The sequence below is a fragment of the Methyloceanibacter sp. genome, assembly GCF_051306395.1.
Lineage (GTDB): Bacteria > Pseudomonadota > Alphaproteobacteria > Rhizobiales > Methyloligellaceae > Methyloceanibacter.
Genome location: NZ_JBPPND010000022.1, coordinates 35212 through 56692, shown reverse-complemented (window position 1 = coordinate 56692; position 21481 = coordinate 35212). Strand labels below are relative to the sequence as shown.

Here is a 21481-nt window from a genome sequence, read left to right as displayed (position 1 = left end):
AACTCCGTCATGCCCGGCCGCAGTGCGGGGCATCCACGCATTGCGTCTGTCAAAGAATGAAATCGTGGATGGCCGGGACAAGCCCGGCCATGACAAGGGTAGAGTGAACCGAGGATATAAACACTGGATTCGGCTTGCGCCGGAATGACGGACTGCCCTACGTGTTCATCGAGTCGAAGAACTCGGCGTTGTTCTTGGTCTGCCTCAGCTTGTCGATGAGGAACTCGATGGCATCCATAGTGCCCATGGGGTTCAGGATGCGGCGGAGCACGTACATCTTCTTGAGCTGATCGGCGGGGACCAGAAGCTCTTCCTTGCGGGTGCCGGAGCGGGCGATGTCGATCGCGGGGAAGACACGCTTGTCGGCGACCTTGCGGTCGAGCACGATTTCCGAGTTACCCGTGCCCTTGAACTCTTCGAAGATCACCTCGTCCATGCGGCTGCCGGTGTCGATCAGCGCGGTGGCGATGATGGTGAGGCTGCCTCCTTCCTCGATATTGCGCGCGGCACCAAAGAAACGCTTCGGGCGCTGGAGCGCGTTGGCGTCCACGCCGCCGGTGAGCACCTTGCCGGAGGACGGCACCACCGTGTTGTAGGCGCGCCCCAAGCGCGTGATCGAATCGAGCAGGATGACCACGTCCCGGCCATGCTCGACCAGGCGCTTGGCTTTCTCGATGACCATCTCGGCGACTTGCACATGGCGCGACGCGGGCTCGTCAAAGGTCGAGGACACGACCTCGCCGTTCACGGAACGCTGCATGTCGGTCACTTCCTCGGGCCGCTCGTCGATCAGGAGCACGATCATGTAGCACTCCGGATGATTGGCGGTGATGGCGTGGGCGATGTTCTGAAGGATCACCGTCTTGCCGGTGCGCGGCTGGGCCACGATGAGCCCGCGCTGGCCCTTGCCGATGGGCGAGACGATGTCGATGACGCGGCCCGTATTGTCCTTGCGGGTCGGGTCCTCGGTCTCCATCTCGAGCCACTCGTCGGGATAGAGCGGCGTCAGATTGTCGAAATGGATCTTGTGGCGCTGCTTCTCGGGCTCCTCGAAATTGATCGTGTTGACCTTGAGAAGCGCGAAATAGCGCTCGCCCTCTTTGGGGCTTCTGATCTGGCCTTCGACCGTGTCGCCGGTGCGCAGACCAAAGCGGCGGATCTGCGAGGGCGAGACGTAGATATCGTCGGGCCCGGCGAGATAGTTCGAATCGGGCGACCGCAAGAAGCCGAAGCCGTCTTGCAGCACCTCGACCACGCCCGTGCCGGTGATGTCCACGTCGCGGGCGGCGAGCTGTTTCAGGATCGCGAACATGAGCTCCTGCTTGCGCATGGCGCTCGCGTTCTCGACCTCGACCTCCTCGGCGAAGCTCAAAAGCTCCGTCGGCGATTTGGCCTTCAATTCTTGCAGCTTCATTTCCTGCATGCGCTGCTACTCCAAGAGATGGAAATGTTGATGTTTGATGCGCGCTGCTTGAAGCGCGGGATCAGCAGAAGGGGAAAATTGGGTGCCTTGGCGGGAAGGCGTTCAGACGCCTGCTCCAGTCCAAGTACACCGATCTTTTATGGGAGAAAGGCCGGACCGCGACGGGCGTCCCGGAATGGATGCGACTCGTCTTATAGCAGACCCTTACGGTACGCGGAAACAGATTTGAGCCTCCTCGATCTAAAACGGTTTCACGACGGCCAGGATGACGATGGCGATCATCAGGAGCGTGGGGACCTCGTTGGCGATGCGGTAGAAACGCTGCGAGTGCGTGTTTCGATCCGCCGCGAACTCTCTCGTCCATTTGGCGAGCACGCCGGTGAAGCCGGACAGGACCACAACCAGCAGCAGCTTTAGGTGGAACCAGCCAGCATGCGCCCAATCAACCACGGAAAAGGCCAGAATAAGGCCAAAAATCCAGGCCGCGACCATGGCCGGGGTGGTGATGAAGCGGAGCAGACGCCGCTCCATGATCTTGAAGGTTTCCGCCTGCGCCGAGCCTTTTTCGCTGACCGCGTGATAGACGAATAGCCGCGGCAGATAGAGCACGCCCGCCATCCAGGCGATCACCGCGATGATGTGGAAGGCCTTGATATAGGCAAGAAACATAGGATTCCCAAAGGGTGTAGGGCAGGAGGGTCAGGCGGGCGCGTCCTTGACCAGCGCGACCAACCTCTCGACATGTTCGATGGGGGTCTCCGGCAGAATGCCATGGCCCAGATTGAAGATGAAAGGTCCCTCCCCCAGCGTTTCCAGGATCCAATTGACGCGGGCCTCGAACCGAGGGCCTCCGGCGGCCAGCAGGACAGGATCGAGATTACCTTGAACCGGCAGGCGGGTTTGCAGGGCGGAGCGGATCCAACCCACCGGCAGGCTCGTATCGCAACCAATGGCGTCGATCGCCGTCTTGGAGGCGTAACGCTCCGCGAGCGGCCCCGATCCTCTCGGAAAACCGATAATCGGAATATCGGGGGCCTTGGCCTTCACCCGGTCCACGATCGCCCTGGTGGGCGCGATGCACCAGCGCTCGAACTCATCCTCCGGCAAGCTTCCCGCCCAGCTGTCGAAGATCTGGAGCACCCGGCAACCCGCCTCGACCTGGCCGACCAGATAGGCGGCGGAGGTCTCCATTAGAAGATCGATAAGATGCTGGAACGTTTCCGGCTCGCGATAGGCAAGGCCGCGGGCCGCGGCCTGGTCCTTGCTGCCGGCGCCCTCGACCATGTAGGTGGCCACCGTCCACGGCGCGCCGCAAAACCCGATCAGCGGCACGGATGCCGGGAGCTCCGCCACCACACGTTCGACCGTCTCGTAGACCGGCGCGAGATGCACGGCCGCGTTCTCGTCCGTAAGTTTGGCGATGGCGGCGCCATCCTTCACGGCCTCGAGCTTCGGACCCTCCCCTTCGACGAAGGCGACCTTCTGGCCAAGCGCATGGGGCACGACGAGGATATCCGAGAACACAATCGCCGCATCGAGCGGGAACCGCCGCAAGGGCTGAAGCGTCACCTCCGCAGCCAGCGCCGGCGTGAAACAGAGATCGAGAAACGACGCGACCCCGCTTCTCACCTTCCGGTACTCAGGCAGATAGCGCCCGGCCTGCCGCATGAGCCAGAGCGGCGGGGGGCTGCAACGATCGCCCTTCAAAGCGGCGAGGAGAGGAGCGTGTGGTGAGGACATGGTCTCTCTAAAACTAATAAAGAGAGTCTCTAAAAGGGTTTCTGTTATTTTTATTATTAGGGCGTGGATAGCGGACATTCACATTCATCACCAGTCTCTCGACAGGGTGGCTTGCGGGCTGTTTGACGGTTTGAAGATAAATGGGCGGGGCTGTGGCTTGGTCGCCTTAAAGAGAGCGTCAAGGACCCGCCACAAAAGAGCTTTTTCATGCGCTCTGGCTCTGGACGAATGCTTGATCGCTTGTGGGTATCTGTCCTTTAGAGCTGGGGATCAAAAAGGTATTGTGGGCCGACTTGAAAAAGTCGTCACGTTCTCGACACAAGCGAATCTGTGAAGAAGTCGGCGGACTGTTCCGGGTCAGCGGGGAGAGGTGACCGACCCCACGATGTTGCTCCGTTAACCCGCCCCGGTTATCCAAAGGCCATACATGGATATCCAACAGCGCACCTTTCACCTGCATATGATCTCGGATGCGACCGGCGAGACGCTCGCCACGATCGCCCGGGCCGTGGGCGTGCAATACGCGGAAGTGCGCCCCATCGAGCATTTGCATCCGCTGGTGCGAAGCCGCCGAGAGCTTGACCGGGTGCTCAAGGAGGTGGAGGCGGCGCCGGGCATCGTGCTCTACACGCTGTTCAACCGCACGCTTGCCGAAGCCTTGGAGCAGTCCTGCAAGCAGCTCAAAGTGCCTTGCGTGGCGCCGCTCAAGCACGTCTTGCAGATCTTCGATTCCTATCTCGGCATGGCCTCGACGCCGACCGTCGGCGGACAGCATCAGCTCGACGCCGACTATTTCCGCCGCATCGAGGCGCTCAACTTCTCCATGATGCACGACGATGGGCACCTGCCGGAGAGTCTGGACGATGCGGACATTATCCTGCTCGGCATCAGCCGCACCTCGAAGACTCCCACCAGCATCTATCTGGCCAATCGCGGGTTCAAGACGGCCAACGTGCCGCTGGTGCCCGGCATAACACTGCCGCCGGAGCTCGAGCGGAAGACGAAGGCCTTCGTCGTGGCGCTGGTGGCGAGCCCGGAGCGCATCGCCCAAGTTCGCCAGAACCGCGTCATCGAACAGGCCCACGGTCATCTGGAAGAATATGTCGACCGGGATGCGATCGCCGCGGAGATCGCCCAGACACGGCAACTTTGCGCGCGGCACGGCTGGCCGATCATCGACGTTACCCGCCGCTCAATCGAGGAGACGGCCGCCGGCATCATCCGGCTCTATCACGACCGCGAAGCGCCGGCGCTCGAAGCATGACCGGCATCTTGCAAGCAGGACGCCCGCCTCTCATCCTGGCCTCGACCAGCAAGACCCGGGCGCGGCTCCTGGACTCGGCCGGGCTTTCCTATATCGCCGAAGCGCCCGGTCTCGACGAAGACACCATGCGCGAGGCGATCGGCGGCGAGAAGACGCTCGATCCGCATGACGTCGCCGAAGTGCTGGCCCGCGCCAAGGCGGAAGCCGTGAGCGATTTGGCACGTGGCGCCGTCGTGATCGGCGGAGATCAAATCCTCGCCTTCGAAAACCGGATCCTGTCCAAGCCCGGAACCATGGAGGCGGCGCGAAAGCAGCTGCTCGACCTCAACGGCAAGACGCACCAGCTGCACACGGCGGTTGCGGTCGCGAAAGACGGCGCGGCGGTCTGGGCCTACACGGATGTTGCCACGCTCACCATGCGGAAGCTCTCGCCGGAATTCATCGGCCACTATCTTGCCGCCGCGGGCGAGGCGGTGCTCGGCTCGGTCGGCGCCTATCAGATCGAGTCGCTTGGCATCCAGCTCTTCGAGAAAATCGATGGCGACTTCTTCTCCATCCTTGGCTTACCGCTCCTGCCGCTCCTCGATACGCTTCGGCGCGAGGGCGTGATCGAGGGTTGAGCATGACCCGCCGCGCTTGCGTGATCGGCTGGCCGGTAGAGCATTCGCGCTCGCCCGTGATCCACCGCTATTGGCTGGATGAATACGGGATCGACGGCGCCTATGAAAAGGAGGCGGTCAAGCCCGAGGATCTGGACCGCTTTCTCCAGGAGCTTTCCGGCCACGGCTATGTGGGCGCGAACGTGACCCTGCCGCACAAGGAAGCGGCCTTGCGCGCGGCCGGCGCGGCGGACGCCGCGGCGCTTGCCATCGGCGCGGCCAACACGCTGTGGCTCGACGAGAAGGGGTCGCTCCACGCGAGCAACACGGACGCCTATGGCTTCGTGACCAATCTGGACGCCGAAGCGCCGCAATGGAACGAAGGGATCGGTGCGGCGATGGTGCTGGGTGCGGGAGGCGCGGCGCGGGCGATCCTTTACGGTCTGCTCGCGGCCGGAGTCCCGCGTATCCTGCTTGCCAACCGCACGAAGGCGAAGGCGGAGGCGCTCGCGCGCGTCTTCGGGCCGCAGATCGAGTCGATCGATTGGGACGGGCGGGCGGCGACGCTCTCGGCCTGCGGTCTCCTGATCAACACCACGAGCCTCGGCATGACCGGCCAGCCGCCGCTCGATATCGATATTTCCGCGTTGCCCAGAAGCGCCGTCGTCGCCGACATCGTCTATGCGCCGCTGCTGACGCCGCTTCTGGTGGAGGCAGCCAAGCGCGGCAATGCGGTGGTCGACGGGCTCGGCATGCTGCTGCATCAGGCCGTACCGGGGTTCGAGCGCTGGTTCGGGGTGCGGCCCCACGTGACGCCCGCCTTGCGCGCGCATGTGGTGGCCACGCTCGGAGAGACATGATGCTGGTCCTCGGGCTCACCGGCGGCATGGGCATGGGCAAGAGCGCGGCGGCCGCCCATTTGCGCCGCCGCGGCGTGCCGGTATTCGACGCCGACGCCTATGTGCATCGGCTCTATGAGAATGCGGCCGTGCCGGCCATCGAGGCCGCCTTTCCCGGCACGGTGCGCGAGGGCCGGGTGGACCGGGTATTGCTCGGCAAGGAAGTGGCCGGCAAGCCGGAGCGCCTCAAGGCGCTCGAGGCCATCGTGCATCCGCTGGTGGTCGCAGCCGAGATCGATTTCCTGCGCGAGCAGGAAATGACGGGCGCAAGGCTCGCGGTGCTGGAGATCCCGCTCCTGTTCGAGACGGGCGCCGAGAAGCGGATCGACGTGACGGTTGCACTGTCCGCCCCGGAAGATGTGCAGCGGGAGCGCGTGCTGGACCGGCCGGGCATGAGCCTCGAAAAATTCGAGGCCTTGCGGGCCCGCCAACTCTCCGACGCCGACCGGCGCGCCCGGGCCGACCATGTGGTCGAGAGCGGCTCGGGCCTGGAGAACTTGCACGCACAACTCGATCAATTGATCGAATCGCTGCAAACTCGCGATGGCGACGTCATGGAGCGGTTGCGCCACTGGCAGCCGGAGTAGGCCACGGACTCGTCATCACCCGCGAAGGCGGGTGATCCAGTAGCCACTGCAGTCTGAAGTCTTCCAACGCCTCGGTTACTGGATTGCCCGGTCAAGCCGGGCAATGACAGAAATGGAATGAGCTGGTGCGCGAGATCATTCTCGATACGGAGACCACGGGGCTCGACCCTTTCGACGGACACCGCGTCGTCGAGATCGGCTGCGTGGAGCTGGTGAACAGCATCGCCACGGGGCGCACCTGGCATTGCTATTTGAACCCCGAGCGCGACGTGCCCGAACAGGCCTACGCCGTGCATGGACTCTCCGCCGATTTCCTGCGCGACAAGCCGCGCTTCGCCGACAAGGCGGATGAGTTCCTCGAATTCGTCGAAAGCGCGATGCTCGTCATGCACAACGCGACCTTCGATTTCGGCTTTCTCAACGCGGAGCTTGAGCGCATCGCGCGGCCGGTCATCAGGTGGGACCGGGTTGTCGATACGCTGGCGCTGGCCCGGCGGCGGCATCCGGGCTCGCCCGCCAGCCTCGATGCGCTGTGCCGGCGCTACGGGGTCGATCTCGGCGAGCGCGATTTGCACGGCGCGCTGCTCGACTGCCGGCTGCTCGCCTCGGTCTATGTGGAACTCGTGGGCGGCCACCAGGCCCGGCTGGAATTTGCCGCCAACGGCGCGCAGGCCGCGATCCTTCAGGCTCAGGAGATCGCGGTGCGGCCCCGGCCCGCGCCGCTCGCCGCGCGAATCAGCCTCGAAGAGCGTGAGGCGCATCGCGCCTTCGTGGCGAGCCTCGGCAACGACGCGCTGTGGCTGCGCTACGCGTAAGCGCTAATTGGGCTGGGTCGGGGTGCCCTGGGGCGCCTGGGCCATGTTCTGGGCGTAGAGCCTGCCGAAATCGATCGGGTCCAGCATCAGCGGCGGGAAGCCACCGTCGCGCACCACGTCCGAGATGACGCGCCGCACGAATGGAAAAAGCAGCGTCGGGCAGTCCACGAACATCACCGGCTGCAGGAGCTGCTCGGGCACATTCTTGATGCGGAACAGGCCGGCGTAGTCGAGTTCCACATTGTAGATCACGCCGGCGTCGCTCTTGGCGTGAGCCTCGAGGTGAACGGCGACCTCGTAGACATCCTCGCCGCGCGGGCCGGCATTGACGTTGACGCCGATCTTGAGCTGCGGGTTATCGCCCGGGCCCTGCAGGGTTTGCGGCGCGCCGGGGCTCTCGAACGACAGATCCTTCACGTATTGAGCGAGGATATTGAGCTGCGCTTGTGTCCCGGCGCGGGCGCCGGCCGTCGATTGCCCCGCCGAACCGGTCGCCGCGGGCTCCGGTTTCGGCCCGTCGCCATTCGGCTTGTTGGCGCCGTCGTCGTCTTTCTTCTTCGCCATGGAACTCCCTCCGCGTTTCCGGGTTGCTGGCTAGCATGGGCCGGGAGGCCCTGCAATTCGGCTGCGGCGATCCGCTTTGAGCCTAAATTAAGTGCAAGCCCCTTTAGGGTTGGCGTCAAATAGGGGAATGCCTTAAGTTGGGCCTGAAATGCTACGGTTCGGGCGTGAAATTCCGGCCGTGGCTTGAGGCTCCCGCTAGAAAATCTCTAGGTGCGCGACGATATAACCCCTAGAGCATTCCGCAGCGATTGCGGGTTTAGGTCAGGCGCGGGTGGCGGCAAGGCATGAGTGAAGCTTTCGATATCTACACATTGTTGTTCCTAGTGCTCGCGGTCGTGATCTTCATCCGGCTGCGCAGCGTGCTGGGCCGCCGCACGGGCAGCGAGCGCCCGCCTTACGATCCCTATACGCGCGCCGACGCCAAGCAGAGCGCGCCGGAGGGGACCGTGGTGGCGCTGCCGCGCGGCCGCACGGGCCAGCCTGCGAACGAGCCTGCGGGGCCCTCGGCGGAGGATATCGAGGAGCGGCTCGAGCGCTTCGCCAAGAAGGACAGCCCGCTCAGCAAGTCGCTGACCGCGCTGATCAAGGCCGATCCCAGTTTCGATCCCGCCCAGTTCCTCGACGGCGCCAAGGCCGCCTACGAGATGGTCGTGGGCGCGTTTGCCGAAGGCGACGGGAAGATGCTGGAGCAGCTTCTGGGCGAGGACGTGCTCGAGGGCTTCACCCGCGCCATCGCCGAGCGCGAGCAGCGCGGCGAGACGCTGACCTCCACGCTGGTCGGCATCGACAAGGCCGACATCATCGAGGCCGAGATCAAGGACCGCCAAGCCCTCGTCACGGTGAAGTTCGTGAGCGAGCTGATCTCGGTGACGCGGGACGCAGACGGCGAGGTGGTCGAAGGCGATCCCAAGAAGGTCCGCGAGGTCACCGACATCTGGACCTTCGCCCGCGAGGTCGCCTCGCGCAATCCGAACTGGAAGCTCGTCGCCACCGAAGCGGCGAACTAGCCTTTTTCTTCAATTTAGAGTGTCATCACCCGCGAAGGCGGGTGATCCAGTAACCACCGCGCTCGGTTGGTTCGCGCACGCAGGGGTTACTAGATTGCCCGGTCAAGCCTGGCAATGACGGGTCGAGCTTGAGGGAACCCAAACAATGCGCTGGCATGCATTGTGGATCCTGGGCATAGCTGCTGCCACGATTGCGCTCCTCCTTTGGAGGTACCTCGTGGACGATCAGGCCGCCATCAAGCTCACGCCCGTCAGCTTCGGCGAGATCGAAGGCTGGGCCCGCGACGATCACGCAGCAGCTTTTGACGTCTTGCGCAAATCATGCCGCAAGCGGCCGACGAGCAATAGCGCTTGCCGGGAAGTATTGAACCTTGGGAACGAGGTCGACCGTGAGACCGCGCGGCGCTTCTTCGAAACACATTTCGTCCCGCACCGCGTCGAGGAGGAAGAGCCAGGTCTGGTCACCGGCTACTACGAGCCCGAAGTGAGCGGTTCGCGCGAGCGAAAGAGCGAGTTTCAAGTACCCGTCTATGGGCGCCCGGACGATCTCGTCCAGGTGACCCCGGATGAACTGCGTGCGTTCTACAACGCCAGCTTTAGCGTTGGGCGCCGGAACGGCGACGAGCTTGTGCCGTATTATACGCGCGCGGAAATCGACGCAGGCGTGCTTTCGGGCAAAGGGCTCGAGCTGCTTTATCTCGACGATCCCATCGAACTCTTCTTCATGCAGATTCAAGGGTCGGGACGCGTGCGGTTCCCGGACGGCTCGTGGGTGCGGCTCGGCTATGCGGCCAAGAACGGCCACGCCTATACGTCGATCGGCAGGCTGCTGGCCGAGCGGGGAGAGAAACCTCCCGGAGGCCTCACGATGGAAGGGCTCAAGAGCTGGTTGCGGGCCGATGCCGCGCGAGGCCGGGCGCTCATGCACCAGAACAAGTCCTACGTGTTCTTCCGCAAATTGCCGGAGGACGAAGCCGACGCTGGCCCCGTTGGAGCGCAGGGCGTCGCGCTCACACCGGGCCGCAGCCTCGCCGTCGATGCCGTCTATCACAAGCTCGGTACGCCGATGTTCGTCACCGCGCCGGAGGCGCCTACGCCGGACGGCAAGCCGTTCCGCCAGCTGATGATTGCGCAGGACGTGGGCTCCGCCATCAGAGGAAAGGAACGCGGCGATATCTATTGGGGCTCTGGGCCTGAGGCCGGCGCCATTGCCGGGGTCACGAAGCACGAAGCGCGGTTCCACGTCCTGCTCCCGAAGCCTTAAGCCGAGCCTTAATCGGATTTGCGCTATGGTCCGCACCCATGGGCAAGCGCGACACGAATATCGAGGACGACGCCGAGCTCTGGGCCCGTGTGGCTCAGACCGCGCTGCCGCTCAAGAAGAAGAACCGTGTCGCCCGGATCGCGGCGCCACCAAAGCCCGCCCGGCCGCCCAAGGCGAGCGCCGGGAAGGCGAGCGCCGCCGGGAAGGCGACGATCAAGGCTCCCGTCTTGCCGCCGCGGCCGAGCCACGCGCCTCACGCAGGACTCGACAGGCAGACGGCGCGGAAGCTCGGCAAAGGGTCGCTGGCGGTCGAGGCGCGGCTCGACCTCCATGGCATGCGCCAGCGGGACGCGCACGTGGCCTTACGCAAGTTCCTAAAATGGGCGCAAGCCAAAGACTATCGTCACGTATTGGTCATCACCGGCAAGGGGTCGCCGCGCGCGACGCCTTCCACGTTCTACGAAGACGAGACGCGCGGAGTGCTGCGCCAAGCGGTGCCCCATTGGCTGTCACACGGCGATCTCGCGCCGCTGATCGTCAGCTTCTCGGAAGCGCCGCGCCGGCTCGGCGGCGAAGGCGCACTCTATGTGCGGCTGCGGAAGTTCCGCCCCAAATAAGACGGTCCCCGCGCCTAAAGAATGAACTTGGAGAGGTCGGCGTTCTTGGCGAGGTCGCCGATATGCTCGCGCACGTAGGCGCCGTCGATGGTCACGGTCTCGCCGTGCTTGTCGCCGGCCTCGAAGGAAATCTCGTCGAGGACGCGCTCCATCACGGTCATGAGACGCCGCGCGCCGATATTCTCCACGGACGTGTTCACCTCGACGGCGATGTCGGCGATGGCGTCGATAGAGTCCTCGGTGAACACGAGCGTCAGCCCCTCCGTCTTCATCAGCGCCACATATTGGTTGATGAGACAGGCCTTCGGCTCGGTGAGAATGCGGCGAAAATCCTCGCCAGTGAGCGCGCGCAGCTCGACGCGGATCGGCAGGCGGCCTTGCAGCTCAGGCAGCAGATCCGACGGCTTGGCGATGTGGAACGCGCCGGAGGCGATAAACAGAATGTGGTCGGTCTTGACCGGCCCGTATTTGGTCCCGACGGTGGTGCCTTCGATCAGCGGCAGGAGATCGCGCTGCACGCCTTCGCGTGAGACATCGGCGCCGGCGCGCTCGGAGCGCGCGCAGATCTTGTCGATTTCATCCAAGAACACGATGCCGTCATTCTCGACGATCTTGATCGCTTCTTGGATCATCATGTCGTCGTCGATGAGCTTGTCGGACTCCTCGGCCATGAGAAGTTCGAAACTATCCTTCACCGAGACCTTGCGCGGCTTGGTGCGCTGGCCGCCAAGCGCTTTGCCCAGCATGTCGGAGAGATTGATCATGCCGACCTGGCTGCCAGGCATGCCGGGAATCTCGAAGGATGGCATGGAGGCCGCTTCGGCCACCTGAATTTCGATTTCCTTATCGTCCAGCTCAGCGGAACGCAGTCGCCGGCGAAAGGTCTCGCGGGTCGACTCGCTGGCGCTCGCGCCGACCAGCGCGTCGATGACACGCTCCTCGGCGTTGAGCTGGGCCTTGGCCTCCACCTGCTTGCGTTTGGCGTCGCGCACAAGCCCGATGCCCGCCTCCAGCAGATCGCGGATGATCTGATCGACGTCGCGGCCGACATAGCCGACTTCAGTGAACTTGGTGGCCTCGACCTTGATGAAGGGGGCGCCGGCGAGCTTCGCGAGGCGGCGGGAGATCTCGGTCTTGCCGACGCCGGTCGGGCCGATCATCAGGATGTTCTTGGGCAGCACCTCCTCGCGCATGTCGCCTTCAAGCTGCTGGCGGCGCCAGCGGTTGCGCAGCGCGATGGCCACGGCGCGCTTGGCGTCGCGCTGGCCGATGATGTGTCGGTCAAGCTCGGAAACGATCTCGCGAGGGGAAAATGACGTCATGGACTCTCTAACTTGCTATTTCGTGGCGTCGAGGATTTCGACGGTCACCTCGTCATTGGTGTAGACGCAAATCTTGGCGGCAATGGCCATGGCCTTGCGCGCGATTTGCTCCGCGTCGAGGTCCGTATCGAGGAGCGCGCGGGCGGCGGCCAGCGCGTAAGAGCCGCCGGAGCCGATGCCCATCACCGCGTCGTCCGGCTCCAGCACATCGCCGGTGCCGGTGAGCACCAGGCTCTCGTCCGGGTCGGCCACGATCATCATGGCTTCGAGGCGGCGCAGATAGCGGTCGGTGCGCCAGTCCTTGGCGAGCTCGACGCAAGCCCGCTTCAGCTGATCGGGAAAACGCTCGAGCTTGGTCTCGAGCCGCTCGAACAGGGTGAAGGCGTCCGCCGTGGAGCCTGCGAAGCCGGCGATCACATTGCCGGAACCGACGCGGCGCACTTTGCGCGCCGAGCCCTTGATGATGGTTTGGCCGAGGGAGACCTGGCCGTCGCCGGCGATGACCACCTTGCCGGCCTTGCGGACGGTCAGGATCGTGGTGCCGTGCCACGTGTCGGGGGAGGAATGGGATGACATGCTGCAATGCGATATCGGCGCGGGCGGCCCGTTCGTCAAGCTATCCGCGGCATTGGGGCCAACGTTGCTTAAGGGCGCAGCTTGGCTCTAAGGGACCTTGGAGAGAAGCTGTTCCAAGGGCGGGACCTCGACCCCCACGACGCGCCAGCGGAAGCCGTCCAGCTTCATGATCGCGGTCACGGTGGGCGAATCGGGCTTTTCCGGGTCTTTCAGGTCGAAGATGAACCGGGCCGGCGCGGTGAAGAAGGCATAGGTGATGAAATCGACGAAGGATTCGTCCTTTTTGCGGTGCTCGACCACGGTGGGATTGTTCAAGATGGCTTCGGGCGTGACCATGCCGTCCACGGAGCTGTCCACCAGGTCCGGCGCGAACAGCTTGGTCAAAGCTTCCCCGAAAGTCCCTAGAATCGGCCGTTTTTCTTTGACCTCGGCGGCCTTTTCGAGCAAATGGCCCTTCATTTCCGCCTTCAGATCGGCCCGGACTTGCGGGAAATCCACCAGCCGCTCCAGGGCCTCCTGGTCGTCGTTGAGGAGCGCCTGATCCAGCCAATAGAGCGTCAGATAGGGATAACCGGCATAGGCGGCGATCAGGATGGCAAGCAGCAGAAGCAGGCGGCGCATGGAGTTCCCTCATTTATGGGTGTTGGGGCATAGCACGGCCGCATGACGCGGCGTATAAGCCGGGGCTAGAAGCGAATTGCTAACAGCCTGTGGGCTATGCTGGCAAACATGCAAAAGCGAACCAAATCAACGGACTCCCGGTCCGCGACGGTCAAACGCCGCACCAAGGAGACCAAGATCAGCGCCACCGTCGATCTCGACGGGACGGGGGCCTATGACGTCTCCACGGGCGTCGGCTTCCTCGATCACATGATCGAGCAGCTGGCCCGGCATTCCTTGATCGATATCACCCTCAAGGCCGAAGGCGACCTCCACATCGACCAGCACCACACCACGGAAGATTCCGGGATCGTGCTGGGCCAGGCCTTCGCGGAGGCGCTTGGCGACAAGGCGGGCATCACCCGCTATGGAGCCTGCTATCTGCCCATGGACGAAACCCTGACCCGCGTGGCGCTCGACGTGTCGGGCCGGCCATATCTCGTCTGGGACGTGGAGTTCACCCGCTCGAAGATCGGCGAGATGGATACCGAGCTGTTCCGCGAATGGTTCCAGGCCTTCGCGCAGCATGCCGGAATCACGCTGCATGTCGAAAATCTCTATGGCGAGAATAGCCATCACGTCGCCGAGACCTGCTATAAGGCGCTCGCCCGCGCGCTTCGCCAAGCGATTGCCATCGATCCGCGGCAAAGTGGACGGGTGCCCTCCACCAAGGGCCAGCTCTAACGATTCCCGTCATTGCCGGGCGGGCCTCTCGGATGCTGAGGTCTAACGGTGTGGATGCCCGGCCCGTCGCCCGAAGGCTTTGGGCCGCAGGGCGGATCAAGTCCGGGCATAACGCGTTCCGAGGAATGAAGTGACCGTCTATTCCGTTTACGAGCCAGAGGGCGACGGCGCCGACGTGGAGGCGCGCGCCGACAGAATCGCCTTCGTCAAGGACGGCTTCAACTGGCCCGCGCTTCTCGTGCCGGTGCTGTGGCTGATCTTCCGGCGCATGTGGCTCGAGCTCATCGTCTTCCTGGTGGTGATCGGCGCCCTGCCGTTTCTGTTCGGCCCCAGCGAGGCGGGGCAGGAGCTCGCCGGCTTGGTGACGATCGGCCTGACCCTCTTGTTCGCCTTCGAGGCCAACGATCTACGCGGTTGGGCGCTCCAGCGCCGGGGCTATCGCTTCTCGGGCGTGGCCTCGGGGCGCAACCGCATCGAGGCCGAGCGTTCCTTCTTCACCGCATGGCTACCGGAGCAGGGCCGCAGCGCGCGGCACCTCGTCCCGCTTCCCGCGACGGGGGCAGCGAAGGGCGCCCTCACGCCGACGCGTCCGAGCGGCGGCGACGAAGTCATCGGATCGTTTCCGCGAGCGTAAACCATGCACGTCGCCATCATCGATTACGGCTCGGGCAATCTCCACTCCGCCGCCAAGGCCTTCGAGCGGGCGGCGCGGGAGCAGGACTCGAAGCTCTCCATCAAGGTCACGGCCGAGCCGGACGAGGTGCTCTCCGCCGAGCGCGTCGTGCTGCCGGGCGTCGGTGCGTTCGCCGATTGCAAGGCGGGACTCGCCAGCATCGAGGGTATGATCGAGGCGCTGGAAGAGTCCGTGCAGGAGCGGGGCACGCCGTTTCTCGGCATTTGCGTCGGGCTTCAGCTCATGGCCACGCGCGGTCTGGAGCACGGGGTGACGCCGGGGCTCGATTGGATCGGCGGCGAGGCGCGCGCCATCGAGCCGGACGATGCATCGCTGAAGATCCCGCATATGGGCTGGAACACGCTCACGCTTTCGCGCGAGCATGCGCTATTCGACGGGATTCCGACGGGCGCCGAAGGGCTGCACGCCTATTTCGTGCATTCCTATCATTTTGTGCCCGAGGACGCGGATGCGCGCATCGCCACCACCGACTATGGGGGCGAGGTGACCGCGTTCGTCGCGCGCGACAACATGGCCGGCAGCCAGTTCCACCCCGAAAAGAGCCAGAAGCTCGGGCTGGCCCTGATCGCCAATTTTCTGAAATGGATGCCGTAGAGGTCGCATGATTCTGTTTCCCGCCATCGATCTGAAGGACGGACAATGCGTGCGGCTGGTCCAGGGCGAGATGGACCAGGCGACGGTGTTCAACGCCGATCCGGCCGCGCAAGCCAAGGAGTTCGAGGACCAAGGCTTCGAGTGGCTGCACGTGGTCGATCTCAACGGCGCCTTCGAGGGCAAGCCGGTGAACGGCGCCGCCGTCGAGGCCATCTTCAAGGCGGTGCATTTGCCCATTCAGCTCGGCGGCGGCATCCGCGACCTCGACACCATCGCCATGTGGCTCGACAAGGGCATCGACCGGGTGATCCTCGGCACGGCCGCGGTGCGCGATCCCGATCTCGTGCGCGAGGCGGCGCACGACTTTCCCGGCTGCATCGCGGTCGGCATCGACGCGCGCGACGGCAAGGTGGCAATCGAAGGCTGGGCGGAAACCTCCGAGATGACCGCGCTCGATTTGGCCCGTAACTTCGAAGACGCGGGCGTGGCGGCGATCATCCACACCGACATTTCCCGCGACGGCGTGCTCGAAGGCCTCAATCTCGATGCGACGCTTGCGATCGCCGAGACAGTTTCGATCCCGGTTATCGCCAGCGGCGGCCTTGCCTCGCTCGACGACATCAAACGGCTACTCGAACCGCGCTACGAGAAGCTCGACGGCGCGATCACGGGCCGCGCGCTCTATGACGGACGGCTCGACGCGAAAGAAGCGCTAGCACTGATCGCCGAGCGCTACGCCCGCCACGGCGCGACGGGACAATATTGAGGCCATGCTGAAAGTCCGCGTCATACCGTGCCTCGACGTGAAGGAAGGCCGCGTCGTCAAGGGCGTGAACTTCGTCGATCTGCAGGACGCCGGCGATCCCGTGGAAGCGGCAACCGCCTATGACGAGGCGGGCGCGGACGAGCTTTGCTTTCTCGACATCACGGCGAGCCACGAAAAGCGCGGCACCATTCTCGACATTGTCCGCCGCACGGCGGAGCGCTGCTTCATGCCGCTCACGGTCGGCGGCGGCGTGCGTTCGACCGAAGACGTGCGCGCGTTGCTGGAAGCAGGCGCCGACAAAGTGTCGATCAACACCGCGGCGGTGACGGACCGGCAGCTCGTGCGCCGGGCGGCGGAGAAATTCGGCGCGCAGTGCATCGTCGTCGCCATCGACGCGAAGCGCGTGGGCGCCAACGGCAGGGCGCCGCGCTTCGAGATCTTCACCCATGGGGGCCGTGAGCCGACCGGCATCGAGGCGATCTCTTACGCCGAGGAGGTGGTGTCACTCGGCGCCGGCGAGATCCTGCTCACCTCGATGGACCGGGACGGCACGCGGGCCGGTTTCGATCTCGAACTGACCCGCGCCATTGCCGATGCGGTGTCCGTGCCGGTGATCGCATCAGGCGGCGTCGGTACGCTCAAGCATCTGGTGGAGGGCGTGCGCGACGGCCATGCCTCGGCCGTGCTCGCCGCCTCGATCTTCCATTACGGCGAGCACACGATCGGCGAGGCGAAGCAGTTCATGGCTGATGCCGGGCTGCCGATGCGGCTCGATCCTTAACGCCGGCCGTTCGGCCTATTCCCACCGTCCCCGCCACAGTGTATGAGCCAGGGCATGAGCAAGGATGCATTGGATAGGCTGGCGGCGATCATCACGGCGCGCCGCAACGCGAGCGCCGAAGACTCCTACACCAAGCAACTCTTGGCCGAGCCCATCAAGCCCGCCAAGAAGGTCGGCGAGGAAGGGGTCGAGGTGGCGCTTGCCGCCGTCGCGCAGGACAAGGCGGCGCTCGTCTCCGAGACCGCGGATCTGCTCTACCATCTGCTCGTGTTGCTGGAATCGCGCGAGGTCACGCTCGATGAGGTCCGTGACGAGTTGGAGCGGCGCATGGTCGCGGCCGAGGAGAAACGCCGAAAGGCCGCGTCGGTCTAGCCGAACGCGCGCCTCACTGTCATGAACCCCCGGCCCACCGTCGCGTTCTCACCTTACGCCACCTATTCGCGCGCCGAGTGGGCGCGGCTGCGCGACGATACCCCCCTCACGCTGACCGAGGCAGACCTCGAAAATCTTTCAGGCCTGACCGAGCGCGTTTCGACAGATGAAGTGGTCGATATCTATCTGCCGCTGAGCCGGCTGCTCAATCTCTATGTGGAGGCGTCGCAAGGCCTGCACGGGCATACGGAGCGGTTCCTGCGCAAGGGCAACGGCAAGATGCCGTTCGTCATCGGGCTCGCCGGCAGCGTCGCCGCGGGGAAAAGCACCACGGCGCGCGTGCTTCAGGCGCTTCTCGCCCGCTGGCCGAGCCATCCCAACGTGGCGCTCGTGCCGACCGACGGGTTCCTGTTTCCCAACGAGGTGCTCGAGGCCCGCGACCTGATGGCCCGCAAGGGCTTCCCCGAAAGCTACGATCTGGGGCGGCTGCTCAATTTTCTCGCCGAGGTGAAGTCCGGCAAGGAGCGAGTCGAAGCGCCGCTTTATTCGCATCTCGTCTACGACGTGCTTCCCGACCAGACGCTGGTGGTGGAGCAGCCGGACATCGTCATCGTCGAGGGCCTCAACGTTCTCCAGCCGGCCAGGCTGCCGAAGGACGGCGAGGCGATCCCGTTCGTCTCGGACTTCTTCGATTTTTCGATCTATATCGACGCCAGCGAGGAGCTGGTGGAGGCATGGTATGTCGAGCGCTTCTTGCGCCTGCGGCAGACCGCGTTCCGCGATCCCGCCTCCTACTTCCACCGCTACGCCACGTTGTCCGAGGAGGAGGCGCGCGAAACCGGGCTGTCGATCTGGCGGACGATCAATCTCGTCAATCTGAAAGAGAATATCCTGCCCACGCGCCTGCGCGCCGATCTCATCCTGCGCAAAGGGGCAGACCATGCCGTCGACAGCGTGGCGCTCAGGAAGCTCTGATAGAGGCTAGTAGCCCTGGCCGTTGTAGAGCTGCTGCGAACCAAGCCCGATGTTCAGCCGCAGCATGGTGCGGGTGGCGAAGACGGCCTCGTCGTCAATCCGCGTCGGGCCATCGGGTCCGGCATATTTCATCTTCGGAACCGAGGAGATGTACTCGTAGTCGGTCCACAGCGACAGGCTGGTGCGGTCGCCGATCTGCTTGCGGGTCTCCAGCGACACGGTGCCGATGAAGGCGAGGTCGTCGTCCGACCGCGACACGTTGGATGTCGGGGTGGGGAAGAACCTGTAGTCGAAGCGGCCGGTATAATCGGTCTCGGCATTGTAGAGACCGGCCGTGGCATTCACGAAGGTGCGCAAGCCCAGACGGTCGTAGAAGCCGCCGACATTCTTGATGCCCGGAATGAAGCCGAAGCTGTACTCACCGCCGAAGCCGATATAGCCGCCGGTATAGGTCGTATCGAGCGTCTCCTGATAGGTGAACACGTCGAGCGGACCCTGAACGCCGTTAAGCCTGTTGTCCTGGTCGATGCCGCGGACGTCGAAGCCGGCGATGAAATAGTCGTTGCGATAAATCTCGGGCTTGACCTCTTTCGGCGCGCCGGTGGCGAATTTCAGTTCGGCGCTGGCGCCCCAATAGTCGGCGTCGCGCTCGGTCCTGGTGCGGAGATAGGACCCCACGGCACCGGATGCGTCATTCGGGTCGATGATCACGCAGCGCGCGGATCCGGGAGCGCCCTGGCACTTGGTCGTGTGATCGTCCTCGACGTTCGACCAGAATCCTTTGACCGAACCAGAGACGCGGAAGCCGCCCCAATAGCCAAGCGCGGTCTCGAGGCCGCCGCCGGTCGCGCCGCCGAAATCGAGCCAGTCGTTATGGGAGTTGGTTTGCCGCTGAAGCGAGCCGTTGGCGCTGCGCTTGTAGGTGAAGTTGATGTCGGGGAGCGACAAGAACTGGACGCCGCCGCCAACCCAGATCGTCGTGCCGCTGAACGTCGTGGTTGTGAAGTCCTGCGCCGAAGCGGGCTGCGCCAGAACGGCGGCTCCCAGCAGCGTCGCGGCAACCACAGTGGATGATCTCAACATCGATAAGCCCCCAAAGCGCATCTTCGATTTGTGGATAAGATAGCAGGGGAATCACCGGCCCAGGGAGCTATCTCTTGCGGTCACAATAAGATTTCGGCCTTGCGTGACAGATCGGCCACAAGGCTGGGATGGGGCCTTTTCCCGCTAGTTCAGCAATCCGCGCGCCGCCGCGAGCTTGGCCAGGCTCGTTTCCGGCCGGGCGCCGATATGGGAAATCACCTCCGCCGCCGCCAGGCTGCCCAGCCGGCCGCAGGCTTCCACGGGGAGCCCTTGGGTGAGCCCGAAGAGGAAGCCCGCCGCATAAAGGTCGCCGGCGCCCGTGGCGTCCATCACCTTTGAGACCGGATCGGCCGGTATTTCCGTTGTTTCTCCGGCACCTAGGATCATCGAGCCGTCTTCGGAGCGGGTCAGAACGGCCAGTTCGCAGTCCTGCAGCGCCGCATCCGCCGCCTCGTCGAAGGAATTCACCTCGTAGAGCGTGGTGACCTCCTTTTCGTTGGCGAAGACGATATCGGCGTCCTCCTTGACCAATTTCCGGAAATCGTCCCGGTGGCGTTCCACGCAGAAGGGGTCGGAAAGCGTCAGCGCCACCTTGGCGCCAGCCGCCTTGGCGCGCTTGGCCGCCTCGCGGAAGGCGGATTTTGCCGCGTCCTTGTCGAAGAGATAGCCCTCCAAATAGACGATTTTGGCGCCTTCGATCAGATCCGAATCGAGGTCGCCGGGGGCGAAATCCACGCTCGCGCCGAGAAAGGTGTTCATGGTGCGCTCGCCGTCCGGCGTGACCAGCACGAGGCAGCGGGCCGTGGGCGCGCCGTCATCGGCCGGGTCGGTGGTGTAGGCGATGCCGAGCGAGCGGATGTCGTGACGAAAGATGCCGCCGAACTGATCGGCTGCGACGCGGCCGATGAAGCCGCATTTGGCGCCGAAGGAGGCGAGCCCGGCGATGGAGTTGGCGACGGAGCCGCCGGAGCGCTCGGTGGCCGGTCCCATGGCCTCGTAGAGCCTCGCCGCCTCGTCCGCATCGATCAGGCGCATGAAGCCCTTGTCGAGATCGTGCTTCGACAGAAAGCCGTCGTCGCAGCGGGCAATGATGTCGACGATGGCGTTGCCGATGCCGACGACGGCATAAATTTTTTCAGCCATTCTTCGCGGGTCTCCCGTTCTCGTTCAAATCTGGAGAGGCGTCCGGCCCTGGCGTCACGGGCGCAGGCCACTATATTCGCCGTGCCGAAAGCTCAGGGACAACGTTCATGCTCGCCGCCGCAGGTCAAGCCTTCGAGGAACTCTTCTCGCCGCCGTTTCGCTCGGTGATGCTGAAATGCGTGGGCTTCACCATCGCGCTCCTTGCGGGACTGATCGTCGCGGTCCAATGGTCGTTCACCCATTTCGTCGCCTGGCCGGACTGGATCGAGACCGCGATCCAGTGGCTCGGCGGGCTGGCACTGGTCGCGGCGTCGATCTTTCTGATCCCGCCGGTGACGTCGCTGATCGCCGGGCTTTATATCGACGACATCGCCGCCAAGGTCGAACAGGCCAACTTCCCGCACGATCCGCCAGGACGCGAGCTGCCGATCGCGCGCTCGATCTTTCTCGCCATCAAGTTCTTCCTGGTGGTTCTGGTGGTGAACTTGATCGCGCTGTTTCTGCTGCTCATTCCCGGCGTGAACTTGATCGCGTTCTACGTGGGCAACGGCTATCTGCTGGGGCGTGAATATTTCGAGCTCGCGGCCATGCGCCATGTCAGCGCGGCGGAAGCGAAGCGCATCCGAAAAGCCAACCGGCTGACGGTGTTGATCTGCGGCTTTGTGATCGCGGCGCTCGCGTCCGTGCCCATCTTGAACTTGGTTACGCCGGTTTTCGCGACGGGCTTCATGGTGCGGATGTGGAAACGGATCGCGGCAAAGTCCGGCATCAGGCTCGCACGCCCGGCGGTCGCCTGATCCGATTTTTCCGAAGAAGTTAGTTGGACGTGGCCACGGGGACGGCCACGGCACCGATAGCGGCGCCGGCGAGTCCGCCGATCGGACCACCGAGCAGGAGGCCGGTGCCGCCGCCGACAGCAGCGCCGCTCGCGACTTTCTGTGTGGTGGTGCAGCCCGTGAGGCATGCCGCGGCCAAGGCCGCGGCCAGAGCGGCCGATACGAAGGCAGGTACGCGTCTCACTACATCCCCCTCCCCGCTACGTGCGGGTCCCC

General features: G+C 64.2%; 26 protein-coding genes. 16 read left to right on the top strand and 10 right to left on the bottom strand.

Annotation, left to right across the window (positions count from 1 at the left end):
* Nucleotides 1–157: 157 nt before the first annotated feature.
* The 3 genes from rho to hemE all read right to left on the bottom strand — a co-directional run bounded on the left by rho (nucleotide 158) and on the right by hemE (nucleotide 3163).
* Nucleotides 158–1423 carry a transcription termination factor Rho gene (gene rho, locus ACSLE4_RS02270; protein WP_435902871.1) on the bottom strand — a complete coding sequence of 422 codons (1266 nt, stop codon included), beginning with the start codon at nucleotides 1421–1423 and terminating at the stop codon, nucleotides 158–160.
* A gap of 240 nt (nucleotides 1424–1663) precedes the next feature.
* Nucleotides 1664–2092, bottom strand: coding sequence for a protoporphyrinogen oxidase HemJ (gene hemJ / locus ACSLE4_RS02265; protein ID WP_435902870.1), 429 nt, complete (start codon nucleotides 2090–2092; stop codon nucleotides 1664–1666).
* Nucleotides 2093–2122: 30 nt separating this feature from the next.
* Nucleotides 2123–3163, bottom strand: coding sequence for a uroporphyrinogen decarboxylase (gene hemE / locus ACSLE4_RS02260; RefSeq protein ID WP_435902869.1), 1041 nt, complete (start codon nucleotides 3161–3163; stop codon nucleotides 2123–2125).
* 427 nt (nucleotides 3164–3590) lie between these two features.
* Between hemE and ACSLE4_RS02255 the strand changes: the two genes are divergently transcribed.
* The 5 genes from ACSLE4_RS02255 (at nucleotide 3591) to dnaQ (ending at nucleotide 7327) form a co-directional block, all read left to right on the top strand.
* On the top strand, nucleotides 3591–4427 hold the full coding sequence (locus ACSLE4_RS02255) for a pyruvate, water dikinase regulatory protein (protein ID WP_435902868.1): 837 nt from the start codon (nucleotides 3591–3593) through the stop codon (nucleotides 4425–4427).
* Nucleotides 4424–5047 (top strand): Maf family nucleotide pyrophosphatase, encoded by a 624-nt coding sequence (locus ACSLE4_RS02250; protein ID WP_435902867.1) that lies wholly within the window; start codon nucleotides 4424–4426, stop codon nucleotides 5045–5047. The genes ACSLE4_RS02255 and ACSLE4_RS02250 overlap by 4 nt, the downstream gene beginning before the upstream one ends.
* A 2-nt stretch (nucleotides 5048–5049) precedes the next feature.
* Nucleotides 5050–5886, top strand: a complete 837-nt coding sequence (locus ACSLE4_RS02245) for a shikimate dehydrogenase (protein ID WP_435902866.1) — start codon at nucleotides 5050–5052, stop codon at nucleotides 5884–5886.
* Nucleotides 5886–6512 carry a dephospho-CoA kinase gene (coaE, locus tag ACSLE4_RS02240; RefSeq protein ID WP_435902873.1) on the top strand — a complete coding sequence of 209 codons (627 nt, stop codon included), beginning with the start codon at nucleotides 5886–5888 and terminating at the stop codon, nucleotides 6510–6512. Before ACSLE4_RS02245 ends, coaE begins: the two co-directional genes overlap by 1 nt.
* A 125-nt stretch (nucleotides 6513–6637) precedes the next feature.
* Nucleotides 6638–7327, top strand: a complete 690-nt coding sequence (gene dnaQ / locus ACSLE4_RS02235) for a DNA polymerase III subunit epsilon (RefSeq protein ID WP_435902865.1) — start codon at nucleotides 6638–6640, stop codon at nucleotides 7325–7327.
* Nucleotides 7328–7330: 3 nt separating this feature from the next.
* Here dnaQ and secB read toward each other — a convergent pair whose 3' ends face one another.
* Nucleotides 7331–7891 (bottom strand): protein-export chaperone SecB, encoded by a 561-nt coding sequence (gene secB / locus ACSLE4_RS02230; protein WP_435902864.1) that lies wholly within the window; start codon nucleotides 7889–7891, stop codon nucleotides 7331–7333.
* 284 nt (nucleotides 7892–8175) lie between these two features.
* On the opposite strand from secB, the gene ACSLE4_RS02225 reads away from it, so the two are divergent.
* The 3 genes from ACSLE4_RS02225 to ACSLE4_RS02215 all read left to right on the top strand — a co-directional run bounded on the left by ACSLE4_RS02225 (nucleotide 8176) and on the right by ACSLE4_RS02215 (nucleotide 10779).
* Nucleotides 8176–8898, top strand: coding sequence for a Tim44/TimA family putative adaptor protein (locus ACSLE4_RS02225; RefSeq protein WP_435902863.1), 723 nt, complete (start codon nucleotides 8176–8178; stop codon nucleotides 8896–8898).
* Nucleotides 8899–9115: 217 nt separating this feature from the next.
* Complete coding sequence (gene mltA, locus ACSLE4_RS02220) at nucleotides 9116–10162, top strand: murein transglycosylase A (RefSeq protein ID WP_435902862.1); 1047 nt, start codon at nucleotides 9116–9118, stop codon at nucleotides 10160–10162.
* Nucleotides 10163–10200: 38 nt separating this feature from the next.
* The gene (locus tag ACSLE4_RS02215; protein ID WP_435902861.1) at nucleotides 10201–10779 is read left to right on the top strand and encodes a Smr/MutS family protein; all 579 of its coding nucleotides are present in this window, start codon (nucleotides 10201–10203) and stop codon (nucleotides 10777–10779) included.
* 14 nt (nucleotides 10780–10793) lie between these two features.
* On the opposite strand, the gene hslU is transcribed toward ACSLE4_RS02215, so the two are convergent.
* From hslU to ACSLE4_RS02200, 3 genes are all read right to left on the bottom strand, one after another.
* Nucleotides 10794–12101, bottom strand: coding sequence for an ATP-dependent protease ATPase subunit HslU (gene hslU / locus ACSLE4_RS02210; protein ID WP_435902860.1), 1308 nt, complete (start codon nucleotides 12099–12101; stop codon nucleotides 10794–10796).
* Between the two features lie 15 nt (nucleotides 12102–12116).
* On the bottom strand, nucleotides 12117–12677 hold the full coding sequence (gene hslV / locus ACSLE4_RS02205) for an ATP-dependent protease subunit HslV (RefSeq protein WP_435902859.1): 561 nt from the start codon (nucleotides 12675–12677) through the stop codon (nucleotides 12117–12119).
* Nucleotides 12678–12764: 87 nt separating this feature from the next.
* Nucleotides 12765–13298: a DUF2939 domain-containing protein gene (locus ACSLE4_RS02200; RefSeq protein WP_435902858.1), complete on the bottom strand. Its 534-nt coding sequence runs from the start codon at nucleotides 13296–13298 to the stop codon at nucleotides 12765–12767.
* A gap of 108 nt (nucleotides 13299–13406) precedes the next feature.
* Between ACSLE4_RS02200 and hisB the strand changes: the two genes are divergently transcribed.
* The 7 genes from hisB to coaA all read left to right on the top strand — a co-directional run bounded on the left by hisB (nucleotide 13407) and on the right by coaA (nucleotide 18203).
* On the top strand, nucleotides 13407–14021 hold the full coding sequence (hisB, locus tag ACSLE4_RS02195; RefSeq protein ID WP_435902857.1) for an imidazoleglycerol-phosphate dehydratase HisB: 615 nt from the start codon (nucleotides 13407–13409) through the stop codon (nucleotides 14019–14021).
* A gap of 130 nt (nucleotides 14022–14151) precedes the next feature.
* Complete coding sequence (locus ACSLE4_RS02190; RefSeq protein ID WP_435902856.1) at nucleotides 14152–14655, top strand: DUF2628 domain-containing protein; 504 nt, start codon at nucleotides 14152–14154, stop codon at nucleotides 14653–14655.
* Nucleotides 14656–14658: 3 nt separating this feature from the next.
* Nucleotides 14659–15309 carry an imidazole glycerol phosphate synthase subunit HisH gene (hisH, locus tag ACSLE4_RS02185; protein WP_435902855.1) on the top strand — a complete coding sequence of 217 codons (651 nt, stop codon included), beginning with the start codon at nucleotides 14659–14661 and terminating at the stop codon, nucleotides 15307–15309.
* 7 nt (nucleotides 15310–15316) lie between these two features.
* Entirely contained in the window at nucleotides 15317–16075 is a 759-nt protein-coding gene (gene hisA, locus ACSLE4_RS02180) for a 1-(5-phosphoribosyl)-5-[(5-phosphoribosylamino)methylideneamino]imidazole-4-carboxamide isomerase (RefSeq protein ID WP_435902854.1), read from the top strand.
* 4 nt (nucleotides 16076–16079) lie between these two features.
* Nucleotides 16080–16856 (top strand): imidazole glycerol phosphate synthase subunit HisF, encoded by a 777-nt coding sequence (gene hisF, locus ACSLE4_RS02175; protein WP_435902853.1) that lies wholly within the window; start codon nucleotides 16080–16082, stop codon nucleotides 16854–16856.
* 54 nt (nucleotides 16857–16910) lie between these two features.
* The gene (gene hisE / locus ACSLE4_RS02170; RefSeq protein WP_435902852.1) at nucleotides 16911–17228 is read left to right on the top strand and encodes a phosphoribosyl-ATP diphosphatase; all 318 of its coding nucleotides are present in this window, start codon (nucleotides 16911–16913) and stop codon (nucleotides 17226–17228) included.
* Between the two features lie 21 nt (nucleotides 17229–17249).
* On the top strand, nucleotides 17250–18203 hold the full coding sequence (gene coaA / locus ACSLE4_RS02165; RefSeq protein ID WP_435902851.1) for a type I pantothenate kinase: 954 nt from the start codon (nucleotides 17250–17252) through the stop codon (nucleotides 18201–18203).
* A gap of 6 nt (nucleotides 18204–18209) precedes the next feature.
* Here coaA and ACSLE4_RS02160 read toward each other — a convergent pair whose 3' ends face one another.
* Nucleotides 18210–19286: a hypothetical protein gene (locus tag ACSLE4_RS02160; RefSeq protein WP_435902850.1), complete on the bottom strand. Its 1077-nt coding sequence runs from the start codon at nucleotides 19284–19286 to the stop codon at nucleotides 18210–18212.
* Between the two features lie 144 nt (nucleotides 19287–19430).
* On the bottom strand, nucleotides 19431–20429 hold the full coding sequence (locus ACSLE4_RS02155; RefSeq protein ID WP_435902849.1) for an adenosine kinase: 999 nt from the start codon (nucleotides 20427–20429) through the stop codon (nucleotides 19431–19433).
* A 107-nt stretch (nucleotides 20430–20536) separates the two neighbouring features.
* Between ACSLE4_RS02155 and ACSLE4_RS02150 the strand changes: the two genes are divergently transcribed.
* Nucleotides 20537–21226 carry a sulfate transporter family protein gene (locus ACSLE4_RS02150; protein WP_435902848.1) on the top strand — a complete coding sequence of 230 codons (690 nt, stop codon included), beginning with the start codon at nucleotides 20537–20539 and terminating at the stop codon, nucleotides 21224–21226.
* Between the two features lie 19 nt (nucleotides 21227–21245).
* On the opposite strand, the gene ACSLE4_RS02145 is transcribed toward ACSLE4_RS02150, so the two are convergent.
* Nucleotides 21246–21449, bottom strand: a complete 204-nt coding sequence (locus ACSLE4_RS02145) for a YMGG-like glycine zipper-containing protein (RefSeq protein ID WP_435902847.1) — start codon at nucleotides 21447–21449, stop codon at nucleotides 21246–21248.
* Nucleotides 21450–21481 lie beyond the last annotated feature (32 nt).